The 17373-nt window shown below is 56.0% G+C and carries 10 protein-coding genes; 8 read left to right on the top strand and 2 right to left on the bottom strand.

Annotated features, from left to right (window positions below):
- The first annotated feature begins 240 nt into the window (after positions 1-240).
- Positions 241-3570 carry a diguanylate cyclase gene (locus FCH32_RS02760; protein WP_174360452.1) on the top strand — a complete coding sequence of 1110 codons (3330 nt, stop codon included), beginning with the start codon at positions 241-243 and terminating at the stop codon, positions 3568-3570.
- Here the strand turns inward: FCH32_RS02760 and alkA are convergent.
- Complete coding sequence (alkA, locus tag FCH32_RS02755) at positions 3538-4407, bottom strand: DNA-3-methyladenine glycosylase 2 (protein ID WP_117343269.1); 870 nt, start codon at positions 4405-4407, stop codon at positions 3538-3540. The genes FCH32_RS02760 and alkA overlap by 33 nt on opposite strands.
- Before the next feature lie 136 nt (positions 4408-4543).
- Between alkA and yegD the strand changes: the two genes are divergently transcribed.
- Positions 4544-5896 (top strand): molecular chaperone, encoded by a 1353-nt coding sequence (gene yegD, locus FCH32_RS02750; protein WP_174360451.1) that lies wholly within the window; start codon positions 4544-4546, stop codon positions 5894-5896.
- A 98-nt stretch (positions 5897-5994) separates the two neighbouring features.
- Here the strand turns inward: yegD and FCH32_RS02745 are convergent, their stop codons facing one another.
- Complete coding sequence (locus FCH32_RS02745; protein WP_101741518.1) at positions 5995-6054, bottom strand: type I toxin-antitoxin system Ibs family toxin; 60 nt, start codon at positions 6052-6054, stop codon at positions 5995-5997.
- 278 nt (positions 6055-6332) lie between these two features.
- Between FCH32_RS02745 and FCH32_RS02740 the strand changes: the two genes are divergently transcribed.
- Genes FCH32_RS02740 through baeR form a run of 6 tightly spaced genes read left to right on the top strand, consistent with a single transcriptional unit; the run spans position 6333 to position 17314 of the window.
- Positions 6333-7580, top strand: coding sequence for an MdtA/MuxA family multidrug efflux RND transporter periplasmic adaptor subunit (locus FCH32_RS02740; RefSeq protein ID WP_174360450.1), 1248 nt, complete (start codon positions 6333-6335; stop codon positions 7578-7580).
- The gene (locus FCH32_RS02735; protein ID WP_174360449.1) at positions 7580-10702 is read left to right on the top strand and encodes an MdtB/MuxB family multidrug efflux RND transporter permease subunit; all 3123 of its coding nucleotides are present in this window, start codon (positions 7580-7582) and stop codon (positions 10700-10702) included. Before FCH32_RS02740 ends, FCH32_RS02735 begins: the two co-directional genes overlap by 1 nt.
- Positions 10703-13783, top strand: a complete 3081-nt coding sequence (gene mdtC / locus FCH32_RS02730; protein WP_174360448.1) for a multidrug efflux RND transporter permease subunit MdtC — start codon at positions 10703-10705, stop codon at positions 13781-13783.
- The gene (gene mdtD, locus FCH32_RS02725) at positions 13780-15192 is read left to right on the top strand and encodes an MFS transporter (protein ID WP_174360447.1); all 1413 of its coding nucleotides are present in this window, start codon (positions 13780-13782) and stop codon (positions 15190-15192) included. Before mdtC ends, mdtD begins: the two co-directional genes overlap by 4 nt.
- A complete protein-coding gene (baeS, locus tag FCH32_RS02720; protein ID WP_137399512.1) occupies positions 15192-16595 on the top strand; it encodes an envelope stress sensor histidine kinase BaeS in 1404 nt (467 codons plus the stop codon). The genes mdtD and baeS overlap by 1 nt, the downstream gene beginning before the upstream one ends.
- Positions 16592-17314, top strand: a complete 723-nt coding sequence (gene baeR, locus FCH32_RS02715; RefSeq protein ID WP_115258084.1) for an envelope stress response regulator BaeR — start codon at positions 16592-16594, stop codon at positions 17312-17314. The genes baeS and baeR overlap by 4 nt, the downstream gene beginning before the upstream one ends.
- Positions 17315-17373 lie beyond the last annotated feature (59 nt).

The raw sequence follows: 17373 nt of genomic DNA, 5'->3' as shown, positions 1-17373 counted from the left end.
CAGCGGCGCGACGCCAGCCCAGGCTGCACCAATGCAGTCCCTGTCGCAAATTAAAATGGTCAGTTTTAAAGCAGGCACAAAATTTATTCACCCACCTTAGGAATTAATAGCTTGAGAGTGTTATTTTATGAGCAGCTGGCGTATTAATTGTAAAATGTTTGTACTAGCATAATCACAGATTAAACATGATGCTTCCGGCATCTTCGCCACGGCGACATCGGCTATTCGGGTAAAGCGGTAATGAGTAAACCATCCCAACATGTTTTAGTTACCTTACCGCATCCTCTACTGCGCCTGGCCAGTTTAGGTCTGGTGGCGTTCATCTTTACGTTGTTCTCGCTGGAGCTGTCCCGTTACGGCACGCAGCTGGCGCCGCTGTGGTTCCCGACCTCAATTATGATGGTGGCTTTTTACCGTCATGCAGGAAAGATGTGGCCGGGGATCGCGCTGGCATGCTCCCTGGGCAGCATCGGTGCCTCTTTGTTGTTCTTCCCGACCGACACGCTGAATTTCACCTACACTGCCATCAATATTATTGAGGCCGTTGCGGGCGCCATGTTATTGCGCAGGCTGTTGCCCTGGTACAATCCCTTACAAAATCTTAACGACTGGGCTCGCCTGGCATTCGGTAGTGCCGTGGTCCCGCCGCTGCTGGGCGGTTTTTTGATGTGGCTGCTGCTTCCAGGTGAAACGTCGTTAAATACGTTTCTAATTTGGGTGCTTTCAGAATCCATCGGCGCGCTCGCGCTGGTACCGTTAGGTTTGCTGTTTAAGCCGCATTATCTGCTGCGTCACCGCGATCCCCGTTTATTGCTGGAAACGCTCATCACCCTACTGGTAACTTTAGCGTTCAGCTGGCTGTCGATGATGTATCTTCCATGGCCGTTTACCTGCGTGATCGTTTTGCTGATGTGGAGTGCCGTGCGTCTGCCGCGCATGGAAGCGTTTCTGATTTTCCTCAGCACCGTAATGATGGTCTCGCTAATGCTGGCCGCCGACCCTTCACTGCTCTCCACCTCGAAAACGTTTGTCATGTCCAGCATGCCGTGGCTGCCGTTTTTGATGATTCTGTTACCGGCAAACATGATGACCATGGTCATGTACGCGTTTCGTGCCGAACGTAAACACATTTCAGAGAGCGAAACGCGTTTTCGCAACGCCATGGAATACTCCGCTATCGGCATGGCGCTGGTGGGCACCGAGGGGCAATGGCTACAGGCCAATAAAGCCTTGTGTCATTTTCTGGGTTACAGCCAGGAAGAGCTGCGCTCGCTGACCTTCCAGCAGTTAACCTGGCCGGAAGATCTGAATAACGACCTTGAGCAGTTGCAAATGCTGTCGCGCGGTGAAATCAATAGTTATTCAATGGAAAAACGCTATTACACCCGTGCAGGCGAGGTGGTCTGGGCACTGCTGGCCGTTTCACTGGTTCGTCATAGCGATAACACCCCACTCTACTTTATTGCCCAGGTTGAGGACATTAACGACCTGAAACACACGGAGTGGATCAATAAGCGGTTAATGGAACGTATTACGCTGGCGAATGAAGCAGGCGGCATTGGCATCTGGGAATGGGAATTGCAGCCTGACGTAATCAGCTGGGATAAGCGCATGTTCGATCTTTATGAGGTCCCTGCGCACATCAAACCCAGTTGGCAAGTCTGGTATGACTGCGTGGTCCCTGAAGATCGTGAACATGCCGAAAGCGTGATTCGCGATTCGCTGGCGGCACGTGTTCCTTTCAAACTTGAATTCCGCATTGCGGTCAAAGACGGCATTCGGCATATCCGCTCGTTGGCTAACCGGGTGCTGAATAAAGACGGTGAAGTGGAACGTTTGCTCGGTATCAATCTCGACATGACCGAAGTGAAGCAACTCCACGAGGCGCTGTATCAGGAAAAAGAGCGTTTGCATATTACGCTGGATTCCATCGGTGAAGCGGTGATTTGTATCGACGTCGACCTGAAAATCACCTTTATGAATCCGGTGGCCGAGAAAATGAGCGGCTGGTCGCAAGAGAGCGCATTAGGGATCCCGTTGCTCACGGTGCTGCGTATTACTTTCGGTGATAACGGCCCGCTAATGGAAAATATCTACAGCGCCGACATGTCGCGCACGGCTATTGAGCAAGAAGTGGTCCTGCATTGTCGTAACGGCACCAGCTACGATATTCAGTACAGTATCACGCCGCTCAGCACCCTCGACGGCGGTAGCATTGGCTCCGTGTTGGTGATTCAGGATGTCACCGAATCACGTAAGATGTTGCGTCAACTCAGTTACAGCGCATCGCATGATGACCTCACGCATCTGGCCAACCGGGTCAGCTTCGAAAACCATCTGAAACAATTGCTGCATACGGTACACAACTCCCATCAGCGTCACGCGCTGGTCTTCATCGATCTGGATCGTTTTAAAGCCGTCAACGATAGCGCCGGTCATGCGGCGGGAGATGCCTTGCTGCGCGAGCTGTCTTCTCTGATGCTGAGCATGCTGCGCACCAGCGATGTGCTGGCGCGTCTTGGCGGCGATGAGTTCGGCTTGCTGCTGCCAGATTGTAATATCGAAAGTGCCCGGTTTATCGCGGGTCGCGTCATTAGCGCCATCAATGATTACCACTTTACATGGGAAGGCCGTTTACACCGTATTGGCGCCAGTGCCGGGATCACGCTAATTGATGACAAAAATCGTATCGCCACCGAGGTGATGTCGCAGGCAGATATTGCCTGCTACGCGGCCAAAAATAGCGGACGTGGGCGGGTATGCGTCTATGAACCCCAGCAGAGCCAGATGCATGCGACGCGAGGGATACTGTCACCCGATGAACAACGCAACATCATTACCCATAACCCAATATTGATGATCGCCCACGGCGTCGCGTCTCCACGGGTTCCTGAGACCTTTAGCTTCTGGCTGTTGTCGCTGCGCTTATGGAACAGCGAAGGCGACGTCATTGAGGAGCAGGCTTTCCGCGCCGGTCTGGTCGATCCTACACTCAATCATGCTCTCGACCGTCGGGTCTTTACTGAATTTTTCCAGCATTCTGCCTCCGCTGTTGCCGGTAAAGGGCTTAGCGTTGCCCTGCCCCTTTCCGCCGCCGGGTTGCTCAATCCCGTGCTGGTTGATGAACTGCTGGCATTGATGGAAAATAGTCCGCTTCCGCCTCGTTTATTGCATCTGAGCGTACCGGTAGACGTGATGAAAACGCATCCAGCGCAGGCCATGCCCGCCATGCAACGATTACGCCAGGCGGGTTGTCGCATCATTTTAAGCCAGGTCGGTCGCGATTTAGAGGTCTTTGACAATCTCAAGTATCACGTCGCTGATTACCTGTTACTTGACAGCGAACTGAGCGCCAGCGCGCACGGCAATCTGACGGACGAAATGTGGGTTTCCATTATTCAGAGCCACGCACAACGTCTGGATATCAAAACTATCGCTGGACCGGTAAACATGCCGCTGATTATGGATGCCCTGTCTGGCATCGGTATTGATATGATTTTTGGCGATATTATTGCCGACGCCCAACCGCTGGAGTTGCTACTCAACACCAGCAATTTCGCCATCAACTGATGGTTGCCAGCCTTCCGTATACCAGATATGCAGTAGCGCGTAGGAACGCCAGGGCTTCCAGCGCTCTGCGTAGCGCCGGATTTGCGCCGGCGTCATGCCTGGAAAACGCTGTTTAATCAAGTAATCATCGGGAAGAAAAATGTCCTTCGCCTGCCACCCGCGCAGCGCGAAGTAATTGGCCGTCCAGCGTCCAATGCCTGGAAACGTTTGTAACTGCTTCACCCCCTGCTCGATATCAGGCGGGGCAACAGGCTTAAGCGTGCCATCCAGCGCCGCCCGGGCAAGGTGAATCAGCGCTTCCGCACGTTTAAGCGGCATGCCCAGCGCTTTCAGCTCCAGCGGTTGTGCGGCGGCCAGCGCCTCAGGAGTAGGAAAGCACACGTACTCTGGTGCGTCGGCAAGCCTATCGCCATACAGATGTACCACCTTCGCCGTCAGTTTTGCCGCCATCGCCACGCTGACCAACTGACCTAAAATCGCGCGAACGCCCTGTTCGAACGCATCAACCGATCCCGGTAGACGCAATCCAGGGCGTGCGGCCCCCAGACGCCCCAACGCGCTGACAACGTGCTGCGGACAGCAGTTCAGATCGAACAACTGCGCCATTTTGGCCAGACACTCGCGGGCAACGGGCTGAAGTCCCGGGCTTAACGTTACCTGCAGCACGTTGGCCTCCAGATCCGGGACAACGCTCACCACCCCACGATGCTGGCCAATCGCCAGGCTCCTTGCATACGTCAATGTGCCTACAGTTTCTACGCCATCCACGGCACGGTCAGCGAGAAACCCCAGCATCCAGGGCCAGTCATAGGGCGATTGCCAGTTCAGTGTATACATGTCCGCGTCCTTTTTTTACCAGCCTACAGCATAAATGCTATTCCGCCGATGCGCCTTGCTTTCATATTCCAGTTGTCGGGACGACAACATTTCGCTAAAGTCTCGCCCCTTCTTGACTGCCCTGGGGAGCTTTACGGTGTTTATTGGTTTTGACTATGGTACGGCGAACTGTTCAGTGGCCGTCATGCGTGACGGGCAGCCGCAATTGCTCAAAATGGAAAATGACAGCACGCTACTGCCCTCCATGCTGTGCGCCCCGACGCGTGAAGCGGTCAGCGAGTGGCTGTATCGCCATCATGATGTCCCGGCAACGGATGACGAAACGCAGGCATTACTGCGTCGTGCGGTGCGCTTTAACCGCGAAGAAGACATCGATGTGAACGCCAATAGCGTGCAGTTTGGTCTGACATCACTGGGCCAATATATTGATGACCCGGAAGAAGTCTACTTCGTTAAATCACCAAAATCGTTTTTAGGTGCCAGCGGCCTGAAACCACAGCAGGTTGCGCTATTTGAAGATTTAGTCTGTGCGATGATGCTGCACATCCGCAACCAGGCACAAAACCAGCTACCCGAAGCGATCACCCAGGCCGTTATCGGTCGTCCGATCAACTTCCAGGGGTTAGGCGGCGACGACGCCAACGCCCAGGCACAAGGTATTCTTGAGCGTGCGGCCAAACGCGCCGGTTTCCAGGATGTGGTGTTTCAGTACGAGCCGGTCGCGGCGGGACTGGATTATGAAGCCACGCTGCAAGACGAGAAACGCGTGCTGGTGGTGGACATCGGCGGTGGTACCACCGACTGCTCGTTGCTGCTAATGGGCCCGCAGTGGCATCAGCGCGCCGATCGCGAGACCAGCCTGTTAGGTCACAGTGGCTGTCGCGTAGGCGGTAACGATCTGGACATCGCGCTGGCCTTTAAACACCTGATGCCATTGCTCGGCATGGGAGGCGAAACCGAAAAAGGCATCGCCTTACCTATTCTGCCGTGGTGGAACGCCGTCGCCATTAACGACGTTCCGGCCCAAAGTGATTTTTACAGTACCGCCAACGGACGCTTGTTAAACGATCTGATCCGCGACGCGCGTGAAGCAGACAAAGTCGCGTTACTGCTCAAAGTCTGGCGCGAACGTCTGAGCTACCGGCTGGTACGCAGCGCAGAAGAAAGCAAAATTGCGCTTTCCGCACAGGCTAACGTCACGGCGGCGCTGCCGTTTATCAGTGATGAACTGGCGACAGCAATCAGTCAACAGGGGCTGGAGGCGGCGCTCAATCAGCCACTGGCGCGCATTCTGGAGCAGGTGCAGCTGGCGCTGGATAATGCCCAGGAAAAACCGGATGTTATTTATTTGACCGGTGGCAGTGCACGCTCACCGCTTATCAAAAAAGCGCTCGCCGAACAGCTGCCGGGGATCCCTATCGCCGGTGGCGATGATTTCGGCTCGGTGACTGCCGGTCTGGCACGCTGGGCAGACGTGGTTTTCCGCTAAGCGGCTCGCAGGCTGAAAAGTGTGCGTATTGACATCATCGTGACTGTGGCTTATGGTCAGGAGTGAGGGTTAGGGAGGGTTTCCCCTCCCCTGGTGTCTTAGTAAGCCGCGAAGCTAATCACTAAGAGTATCACCAGTATGATGACGTACTTCATCATAACCCTTTCCTTATTTTGGCCCCTTCCTCGGGAGGGGCTTTCCCGTTTCAGCGTCCGGCTGAAATCTCTGGCTGACCTCCTTTTGCCTTGTCCGCACTCTAGCGCACTCTTTCGCGTTGGCGATTTTCACCGCCCATTGTTGCGTAACGCCTCGCAAAGCCGCGCCGCCATTCAGACGAATCCCGACAGTGTTTCATAATTCCTCCATCTTTCGCCCTTGATCGCTGGCTAAACTAGTATCATTACGCGAAACGTTTCAGGATGAGAAACTTATAACAATGAAAGGTAGTAACAAATCCCGCTGGGTGATAGCAATCGTGACCGTCGTGGCGGCCATCGCCGCATTTTGGTTCTGGCACAGTCGCAGTGAATCTCAGGGGAATGCCCCCGGTGCAACCGGGCAAGCACAGCACGCCGCAGGCTCAGGGCGTCGCGGAATGCGTTCTGGTCCGCTAGCCCCCGTGCAGGTAGCCACCGCAAAGGAACAAGCCGTTCCACGTTACCTGACGGGACTGGGCACCGTGACGGCCGCGAATACCGCAACGGTTCGCAGTCGGGTAGACGGTCAGCTCATCGCGTTACACTTTCAGGAAGGACAGCAGGTCAAAGCCGGCGACCTGCTGGCTGAAATAGACCCCAGCCAGTTCAAAGTCGCCCTTGCCCAGGCGCAGGGACAGTTAGCCAAAGATACCGCTACGCTGGCAAATGCCCGTCGCGACCTGGCCCGCTATCAGCAACTGGTGAAAACCAATCTGGTCTCCCGTCAGGAACTGGATGCTCAGCAGGCATTGGTGAACGAAACGCAAGGGACGATCAAAGCCGATGAAGCCAGCGTCGCCAGCGCCCAGTTGCAGCTCGACTGGAGTCGCATCACCGCCCCTGTCGATGGCCGTGTCGGCCTGAAACTGGTCGACGTGGGTAACCAAATCTCCAGCGGTGATACCACCGGGATTGTCGTCATTACGCAAACCCATCCCATCGACCTGATCTTCACCTTGCCAGAAAACGATATTGCGACCGTGCTACGGGCGCAAAAAACGGGCAACCCGCTGAAGGTCGAAGCCTGGGATCGCACCAATTCGCAGAAACTCAGTGAAGGCGTACTGCTGAGCCTCGACAACCAGATTGATGCCACCACCGGCACCATCAAAGCGAAGGCTCGCTTCAACAATCAGGATGACACGCTGTTTCCGAACCAGTTCGTTAACGCCCGCATGCTGGTCGCCACCGAGCAAAACGCCACCGTGATCCCCACTGCCGCCTTACAAATGGGCAATGAAGGTCACTTTGTCTGGGTGCTGAATACAGAGAATAAAGTCAGTAAACATCTGGTCAAACCGGGCATTCAGGACAGTCAAAAAGTGGTGATTACCGCCGGGCTGTCGGCGGGCGATCGCGTCGTCACCGACGGTATTGACCGCCTGACGGAAGGGGCAAAAGTTGACGTTGTAGAGGCGCATAGCGCCACGGCCACAAACGATAAAGCCACCGCACGCGAGTACGGCAAAAAAGGAGCACGCTCCTGATGCAGGCGTTACCTCCGGACAACATTGGCGGCCCATCCCGCCTGTTTATTCTGCGCCCTGTTGCCACCACGCTGCTGATGGTGGCGATTTTACTCGCCGGGATTATAGGCTATCGCTTCCTGCCCATCGCGGCGTTGCCGGAAGTGGATTACCCGACCATTCAGGTAGTGACACTCTACCCTGGTGCCAGCCCGGATGTGATGACCTCCGCCGTGACAGCTCCGCTTGAGCGCCAGTTTGGGCAGATGTCGGGTCTAAAACAGATGTCCTCACAAAGCTCCGGTGGTGCATCCGTGGTGACATTGCAGTTTCAGCTCACGTTACCGCTGGACGTCGCCGAACAAGAAGTCCAGGCCGCGATTAACGCCGCCACCAATTTATTACCGAGCGATCTGCCCAACCCACCGGTGTACAGCAAAGTGAACCCGGCGGATCCGCCGATCATGACGCTGGCGGTGACCTCTACCGCCATGCCCATGACGCAGGTGGAAGATATGGTCGAAACCCGCGTGGCACAGAAAATCTCTCAAGTCTCCGGCGTGGGCCTGGTTACACTGTCTGGCGGACAACGTCCCGCCGTGCGCGTAAAACTTAACGCACAGGCCATTGCCGCGTTAGGGCTGACCAGCGAAACCGTCCGCACCGCCATCACCGGCGCCAACGTCAATTCAGCCAAAGGTAGCCTGGATGGCCCGACGCGCGCCGTCACCCTGTCCGCCAACGACCAGATGCAGTCTGCCGATGAGTATCGTCAGTTAATCATTGCCTATAAAAACGGTGCGCCAGTGCGCCTCGGGGATGTCGCAACCGTCGAGCAAGGTGCGGAAAACAGCTGGCTGGGCGCGTGGGCCAATAAGCAACAAGCTATCGTGATGAACGTTCAGCGCCAGCCTGGTGCGAACATTATCTCCACCGCGGACAGCATTCGCCAGATGCTGCCTGCGCTAACAGAAAGCCTGCCAAAATCGGTCAATGTCACGGTGCTTTCGGATCGTACAACCAACATTCGTGCTTCCGTTTCCGACACCCAGTTTGAACTGATGCTGGCGATTGCGCTGGTGGTGATGATCATTTACCTGTTCCTGCGCAATATACCGGCCACGATTATTCCCGCGGTCGCCGTACCGCTATCGCTGATAGGTACCTTTGCGGTAATGGTATTCCTCGATTTCTCGATTAATAACCTGACGCTGATGGCGCTGACCATCGCCACGGGGTTTGTGGTCGATGACGCGATTGTGGTTATCGAGAATATTTCGCGCTATATCGAAAAAGGGGAAAAACCGCTGACCGCCGCGCTGAAAGGCGCAGGCGAGATTGGTTTTACTATCATCTCATTGACGTTTTCCCTGATCGCGGTGCTGATCCCACTACTGTTTATGGGCGATATCGTCGGGCGATTATTCCGCGAGTTCGCCGTCACGCTGGCGGTGGCGATTTTGATTTCCGCCGTCGTGTCACTGACGCTCACGCCAATGATGTGCGCCCGCATGCTCAGCCAGGCGTCATTGCGCAAGCAAAACCGCTTCTCCCGTGCCTCGGAAAGAATGTTCGAGCGCGTCATTGCCGGGTACGGTCACTGGCTGGCAAAAGTGCTTAACCACCCGTGGCTGACGCTTGGCGTCGCGCTCGGCACGCTGGCATTAAGCGTGATGCTGTGGATCTTTATCCCGAAGGGCTTCTTCCCGATCCAGGATAACGGCATTATTCAGGGCACATTGCAGGCACCGCAGTCCAGCTCATTTGCCAGCATGGCTCAACGCCAGCGTCAGGTCTCTGATGTGATCCTTAAAGACCCGGCAGTAGAAAGCCTGACCGCGTTCGTCGGCGTTGATGGCACCAACCCGGCGCTGAACAGCGCGCGCCTGCAAATTAACCTTAAGCCGCTGAATGAACGCGATGACCGCGTGCAAAAAGTCATCGCTCGCCTGCAGGATGCAGTGGATAACGTGCCCGGCGTCGATCTCTATCTTCAACCTACCCAGGATCTGACCATTGATACGCAGGTGAGCCGCACCCAGTATCAGTTTACGCTGCAGGCCACCTCGCTGGACGCTCTCAGCACCTGGGTGCCGCAACTACTGGAAAAACTGCAGCAGTTGCCGCAGCTGTCTGACGTCAGCAGTGACTGGCAGGACCAGGGACTGGTGGCGTATGTAAATGTTAATCGCGACAGCGCCAGCCGTTTAGGCATCAGCATGGCAGATGTCGATAACGCGCTGTATAACGCTTTCGGACAGCGGCTGATTTCAACCATCTACACCCAGGCAAACCAATATCGGGTGGTGTTGGAACATGATACCGCCAGTACGCCGGGGCTTTCCGCGTTGGACTCCCTTCGCCTGACCAGCAGCGACGGCGGGATCGTCCCGCTTAGCACCATCGCCAGCATTGAGCAGCGTTTTGCCCCGCTGTCGATAAACCATCTCGATCAGTTCCCGGTCACCACCATCTCGTTCAACGTGCCAGATGACCACTCGCTGGGCGATGCGGTAGAGGCAATACTGCAGGCGGAAAAAACGCTGGACCTGCCGTCAAGTATTACCACCCAGTTCCAGGGCAGTACGCTGGCCTTCCAGGCCGCGCTCGGCAACACAATCTGGCTGATTGTGGCGGCGGTCGTCGCAATGTATATCGTGCTCGGCGTGCTGTATGAGAGCTTTATTCACCCAATCACCATTCTCTCCACGCTGCCGACGGCGGGCGTCGGGGCACTGCTGGCATTGATGATTGCCGGTAGTGAACTGGACGTTATTGCGATCATCGGTATTATTTTGCTGATCGGTATCGTCAAGAAAAACGCCATCATGATGATTGACTTTGCCCTTGCCGCTGAACGCGAACAGGGGATGGCACCGCGCGACGCCATATTCCAGGCGTGCCTGCTGCGTTTTCGGCCGATCCTGATGACCACGCTGGCGGCTCTACTGGGAGCATTGCCGCTGATGTTAAGTACCGGCGTGGGCGCTGAGTTACGCCGCCCATTAGGTATTGGTATGGTCGGTGGACTGCTGGTCAGTCAGGTATTAACCCTGTTTACTACCCCGGTGATTTACCTGCTGTTTGACCGACTGTCGCTGTACGTGAAAAACCGCTTCCCGCGTCAGGAAGAGGACGCGTAAATGAAATTTTTTGCTCTCTTCATCCATCGTCCGGTAGCGACCATTCTCCTTTCCGTCGCCATTACCCTGTGCGGCATTCTGGGCTTTCGCCTGTTACCGGTCGCGCCGCTGCCGCAGGTAGATTTCCCGGTGATCATGGTCAGCGCCTCGCTGCCGGGAGCATCACCCGAAACCATGGCGTCGTCCGTCGCAACGCCGCTGGAACGATCGCTTGGGCGTATCGCGGGCGTGAATGAAATGACGTCAAGCAGTTCGCTTGGCAGCACGCGCATTATTCTTGAGTTTACGTTTGATCGCGACATCAACGGCGCGGCGCGGGACGTTCAGGCGGCCATTAACGCCGCCCAAAGCCTGCTGCCCAGCGGAATGCCCAGTCGGCCAACGTACCGAAAGGCCAATCCATCCGATGCGCCTGTCATGATCCTGACGCTAACCTCGGATACTTATTCTCAGGGCGAATTGTATGATTTCGCCTCGACACAACTGGCGCAAACCATCGCGCAAATTGACGGCGTTGGCGACGTCGACGTCGGCGGCAGCTCCCTGCCCGCCGTGCGCGTTGGCCTGAACCCACAGGCGCTGTTTAACCAGGGTGTCTCTTTGGATGACGTGCGTAGCGCGATCAATAGCGCCAACGTGCGTCAACCACAGGGCGCGCTGGAAGATGAAACCCGCCGCTGGCAGGTGCAAACCAACGACGAGCTCAAAACCGCGGCTGAGTATCAACCGTTGATTATTCACTATAACAACGGTGCGGCCGTACGTCTGGGTGACGTCGCCTCTATCACTGACTCGGTGCAGGACGTGCGTAACGCCGGGATGACCAATGCCAAACCGGCCATTCTGTTGATGATCCGCAAACTCCCGGAAGCCAACATCATCCAGACGGTGGACAGCATCCGGGCCAAATTACCAGAGTTACAAACGCTGATCCCGGCCGCCATTGATTTGCAAATTGCCCAGGATCGTTCGCCGACCATTCGTGCGTCGCTGGAAGAAGTGGAACAGACGCTGATTATCTCCGTGGCGCTGGTTATCCTGGTGGTGTTTGTTTTCCTGCGCTCCGGGCGCGCGACGCTGATCCCCGCCGTAGCAGTGCCCGTCTCGCTGATTGGCACGTTTGCCGCCATGTATCTGTGTGGATTCAGTCTGAACAACCTGTCGCTAATGGCGCTGACCATTGCCACCGGGTTTGTGGTCGATGACGCCATCGTGGTGCTGGAAAATATATCCCGGCACCTGGAAGCGGGAATGAAGCCGCTCCAGGCGGCATTACAAGGCACGCGCGAAGTCGGATTTACGGTACTTTCCATGAGCCTGTCGCTGGTGGCGGTGTTCCTGCCGCTGCTGTTAATGGGCGGTCTGCCGGGACGATTACTGCGGGAATTTGCCGTGACCCTGTCGGTTGCCATCGGGATTTCACTGCTGGTCTCGCTGACGCTCACACCAATGATGTGCGGATGGATGCTCAAATCAAGCGCCCCACGAGAACAGTCTCGTAAGCGAGGATTTGGCCGGGTGCTGGTTGCCTTGCAACAAAGTTACGCCACCTCGCTGCGGTGGGTGTTACGCCATACCCGAATGGTGGGCGTGGTATTACTGGCAACCATTGCGCTCAACGTCTGGCTGTATATTTCCATCCCCAAAACCTTTTTCCCGGAGCAGGACACCGGCGTCCTGATGGGGGGGATCCAGGCCGACCAAAGCATTTCGTTTCAGGCCATGCGCGGGAAGTTGCAGGATTTTATGAAGATCATCCGTGACGATCCGGCGGTGGACAACGTCACCGGTTTTACCGGCGGCTCCCGTGTTAACAGCGGCATGATGTTTATTACCCTGAAGCCGCGCGCAGAGCGCCAGCAAACCGCTCAGCAGGTGATCGACAGGCTGCGCGTGAAGTTGGCCAAAGAGCCGGGGGCGAACCTGTTTCTGATGGCGGTACAGGATATTCGCGTCGGGGGACGGCAATCCAACGCCAGCTACCAGTACACGCTGCTGTCGGACGATCTCGCCGCATTACGGGAATGGGAACCGAAAATCCGTAAAGCGTTAGCCACCCTGCCCCAACTGGCTGACGTCAACTCCGATCAGCAGGACAACGGTGCAGAGATGAGTCTGACCTACGATCGTGACACCATGTCACGTCTGGGGATCGACGTCGAAGCCGCCAACAGCCTGCTGAATAACGCCTTTGGTCAGCGGCAAATATCGACCATCTACCAGCCGATGAACCAGTACAAAGTGGTGATGGAGGTCGACCCGCGCTACACCCAGGACATCAGCGCACTGGATAAAATGTTTGTCATTAATAGCGATGGCAAAGCCATTCCGTTGTCGTACTTTGCTAAATGGCAACCGGCGAACGCCCCGCTGTCGGTGAACCATCAGGGGCTGTCTGCCGCCTCAACCGTGTCGTTTAACCTGCCGACCGGCGCATCACTTTCTGAGGCCACAGAAGCCATTAACCGGACCATGACCCAGCTTGGCGTCCCGTCAACGGTGCGCGGCAGTTTTGCCGGTACGGCGCAGGTTTTTCAGGATACGATGAACTCGCAGGTGATCCTGATTATCGCCGCCATCGCCACGGTCTACATCGTGCTGGGTATGCTGTATGAAAGCTACGTTCACCCGCTTACTATCCTCTCAACGCTGCCTTCTGCCGGGGTGGGTGCGCTACTGGCACTGGAATTGTTCAATGCCCCGTTCAGCCTAATCGCCCTGATAGGGATCATGCTATTAATTGGCATTGTGAAGAAAAACGCCATCATGATGGTCGACTTTGCGCTTGAGGCGCAGAGAAATGGCAAGCTGACGCCGGAAGAAGCCATTTTCCAGGCCTGCCTGCTGCGTTTTCGTCCCATCATGATGACCACGCTGGCAGCACTCTTTGGCGCGCTGCCGCTGGTGCTATCGGCTGGCGACGGTTCGGAACTGCGCCAGCCGTTGGGGATAACTATCGTCGGCGGGCTGGTAGTGAGCCAACTGCTGACGCTGTACACCACCCCGGTGGTGTATCTCTTTTTCGACCGTCTGCGTATGCGTTTTTCGCGTAAAAACAGCAACCCGGTAGCAGACTTATGACAGAACTTCCCGACAGCACCCGCTGGCAGCTTTGGATTGTGGCGTTCGGCTTTTTTATGCAATCGCTGGATACCACCATCGTCAATACCGCGCTGCCTGCAATGGCCAAAAGCCTCGGCGAAAGCCCGTTGCATATGCATATGGTCATTGTGTCGTATGTCTTAACTGTGGCGGTGATGCTGCCCGCCAGCGGCTGGCTGGCAGACAAGATCGGCGTACGTAATATTTTCTTCACCGCCATCATCCTGTTCACGCTGGGATCGCTGTTTTGCGCCGGGTCCAGCACGCTCAATGAGCTGGTAATGGCCCGCGTGTTACAAGGCGTCGGCGGTGCGATGATGGTGCCAGTCGGCAGGCTGACGGTGATGAAGATTGTCCCGCGCACGCAGTATATGGCGGCAATGACCTTCGTCACCTTACCGGGGCAAATTGGCCCGTTACTCGGCCCGGCATTAGGCGGCATTCTGGTGGAGTATGCGTCCTGGCACTGGATTTTCCTGATTAACATTCCCGTCGGCATTATTGGGGCAATAGCCACCTTAATGCTGATGCCTAACTACACGTTGCAAACCCGGCGCTTCGATCTTTCGGGATTTATGCTGCTGGCCGTTGGTATGGCGGCACTGACGCTGGCGCTGGATGGCAGCAAAGGCAGCGGGATCTCAGACATTACGCTGGCGGCGCTGGTTATCTGCGGCGTGCTGGCAATCCTTCTGTATATCAGACACGCCAGCAACAACCCGCGTGCACTGTTCAGTCTGCATCTGTTTCGCACCCCCACCTTCTCATTAGGCCTGCTTGGCAGTTTTGTCGGGCGCATTGGTAGCGGAATGTTACCGTTTATGACACCGGTGTTTTTGCAGATTGGGCTGGGCTTTTCGCCGTTTCATGCCGGGCTGATGATGATCCCGATGGTACTGGGCAGCATGGGCATGAAGCGTATTGTGGTTCAGGTCGTCAACCGGTTTGGTTATCGTCGGGTGCTGGTTGCCACCACGCTGGGCCTGTCGCTGGTCTGCCTGTTGCTGATGACCACCGCCCTGCTCGGCTGGTATTACGTGCTGCCCTTCGTGCTGTTTTTACAAGGCATGGTCAACTCCACCCGTTTTTCATCGATGAACACCCTGACCTTAAAAGACTTACCTGACGATCTCGCCAGCAGCGGCAACAGCCTGCTTTCGATGATCATGCAGCTGTCGATGAGTATCGGGGTAACCATCGCTGGCCTGCTGTTGGGCATGTTTGGTCAACAGCATATCGCTCTCGACAGCGGCAGCACCCATACCGTCTTTATGTATACCTGGCTGTGCATTGCCCTGATTATCGCGCTGCCAGCGATGATTTTTGCCCGCGTGCCAAACGATACGCAAAACAACGCGGTGATTTCACGGCGTAAAAGGAGCAACTGATGAAGTTATGGCGACCCGGAATAACCGGCAAACTGTTTCTGGCGATTTTTGCCACCTGCATTGTGCTACTCATTAGCATGCACTGGGCCGTACGGGTAAGCTTCGAACGCGGATTTATTGACTACATCAAACACGGCAATGAACAGCGGCTACAAATGCTGAGCGACGCGCTGGGCGAACAATATCAGCAACATGGCAACTGGCGGTTTCTGCGCAATAACGATCGTTTTGTTTTTCAGATCCTGCGCTCTTTTGAACACGACAACAACGATGACAAGCCAGGCCCCGGTATGCCACCGCACGGCTGGCGTACCCAGTTTTGGGTCATCGACCAAAACGCCCGCGTGCTGGTCGGCCCACGTGGTCCGGTTCCCGGCGACGGCACGCGCCGCCCAATCATGGTTAACGGGATCGAAGTGGGTGCCGTCATCGCGTCGCCCGTAGAACGCTTAACGCGTAATACAGATATTAATTTCGATAAACAGCAGCGCCGTACCAGTTGGCTGATCGTCGCGCTCTCCACTATCCTGGCGGCGCTGGCTACGTTTACACTGGCGCGTAGTCTGCTGGCCCCCGTCAAACGTCTGGTGGACGGCACGCACAAGCTGGCCGCGGGGGATTTCACCACCCGCGTTGCCCCCACCAGCACCGATGAACTGGGCAAACTGGCGCAGGATTTCAACCAGTTGGCCAGTACGCTGGAAAAGAACCAGCAAATGCGCCGTGATTTTATGGCCGATATTTCTCACGAACTGCGCACGCCGCTGGCGGTGTTGCGCGGCGAGCTGGAAGCGATTCAGGATGGCGTTCGCCAGTTCACTCCAGATTCGGTGGCCTCTTTACAGGCCGAAGTGGGCACGCTGACCAAACTGGTGGACGATCTCCATCAGCTCTCAATGTCAGATGAAGGCGCCCTGGCCTACCAAAAAACCTCCCTGGATCTGATCCCGTTACTGGAAGTCGCAAGCGGCGCGTTTCGCGAGCGTTTTGCCAGCCGCGGACTGACAATACAACTCTCGCTGCCGGACAGCATGACGGTGTTTGGCGACCGGGATCGTCTGATGCAACTGTTCAATAACCTGCTGGAAAACAGCCTACGTTATACCGACAGCGGCGGCGGGCTGCGTATTTCCGCCGAACAGCGCGAGCGCCAGGTCTTACTGACCTTCGCCGATTCAGCCCCGGGCGTAAACGATGCACAGCTGCAAAAACTGTTTGAGCGATTTTATCGCACCGAAGGTTCGCGTAACCGCGCCAGCGGAGGCTCCGGTCTGGGTCTGGCGATTTGCGTCAATATTGTTGAGGCGCACAATGGGCATATCCGCGCCGCCCATTCGCCTTTTGGCGGGGTAAGCATTACAGTAGAGTTACCGCTGGAACGCGATTTACAGAGAGATGTATGACAGAGTTACCCATTGATGAAAACACGCCGCGTATTCTGATCGTGGAAGATGAACCCAAGCTGGGACAATTGCTTATCGACTACCTGCGTGCCGCGAGCTATGCCCCGACGCTCATCAACCACGGTGACCAGGTTTTACCGTACGTGCGCCAGACACCACCCGATCTGATTTTGCTGGATCTGATGCTGCCAGGCACTGACGGCTTGACCCTATGCCGGGAAATTCGACGTTTCTCTGAAGTGCCGATCATGATGGTCACCGCCAAAATCGAAGAAATTGACCGTCTGTTGGGACTGGAGATCGGTGCCGATGACTACATCTGTAAGCCCTACAGCCCGCGCGAAGTTGTCGCCCGCGTGAAGACAATACTGCGCCGCTGTAAACCCCAGCGCGAACTGCAGCAACTGGATGCTGCCAGCCCGCTGATCGTTGATGAAGGCCGTTTTCAGGCGTCATGGCGCGGGAAGATGCTCGACTTAACCCCGGCGGAGTTCCGCCTACTGAAAACGTTGTCGCATGAGCCGGGAAAAGTCTTCTCCCGCGAGCAGTTGCTTAACCATCTTTATGATGACTACCGGGTCGTGACCGATCGCACCATCGACAGCCATATCAAGAACCTGCGGCGCAAGCTGGAGTCGCTGGACGCCGAACAGTCGTTTATCCGCGCAGTGTACGGCGTCGGGTATCGTTGGGAAGCGGATGCCTGTCGGATAGCGTAATTAAAAAAATCTCACGCTTCGCAGTTATAGGCTACAGTGTAGGGAATTTACACCTACAT

The sequence above is a fragment of the Citrobacter gillenii genome (genome assembly GCF_013337685.1).
Lineage (GTDB): Bacteria > Pseudomonadota > Gammaproteobacteria > Enterobacterales > Enterobacteriaceae > Citrobacter > Citrobacter gillenii.
The sequence above is the reverse complement of the archived record's forward strand: the minus strand, read 5'-3'. Positions and strand labels throughout refer to the sequence as shown.

Bases quoted from the DNA above. Each gene is read 5' to 3' on its own strand.
- FCH32_RS02760 (WP_174360452.1), top strand. From the start codon at position 241: ATGAGTAAACCATCCCAACATGTTTTAGTTACCTTACCGCATCCTCTA.
- alkA (WP_117343269.1), bottom strand. From the start codon at position 4,407: ATGTATACACTGAACTGGCAATCGCCCTATGACTGGCCCTGGATGCTG.
- FCH32_RS02740 (WP_174360450.1), top strand. From the start codon at position 6,333: ATGAAAGGTAGTAACAAATCCCGCTGGGTGATAGCAATCGTGACCGTC.
- FCH32_RS02735 (WP_174360449.1), top strand. From the start codon at position 7,580: ATGCAGGCGTTACCTCCGGACAACATTGGCGGCCCATCCCGCCTGTTT.
- mdtC (WP_174360448.1), top strand. From the start codon at position 10,703: ATGAAATTTTTTGCTCTCTTCATCCATCGTCCGGTAGCGACCATTCTC.
- mdtD (WP_174360447.1), top strand. From the start codon at position 13,780: ATGACAGAACTTCCCGACAGCACCCGCTGGCAGCTTTGGATTGTGGCG.
- baeS (WP_137399512.1), top strand. From the start codon at position 15,192: ATGAAGTTATGGCGACCCGGAATAACCGGCAAACTGTTTCTGGCGATT.
- baeR (WP_115258084.1), top strand. From the start codon at position 16,592: ATGACAGAGTTACCCATTGATGAAAACACGCCGCGTATTCTGATCGTG.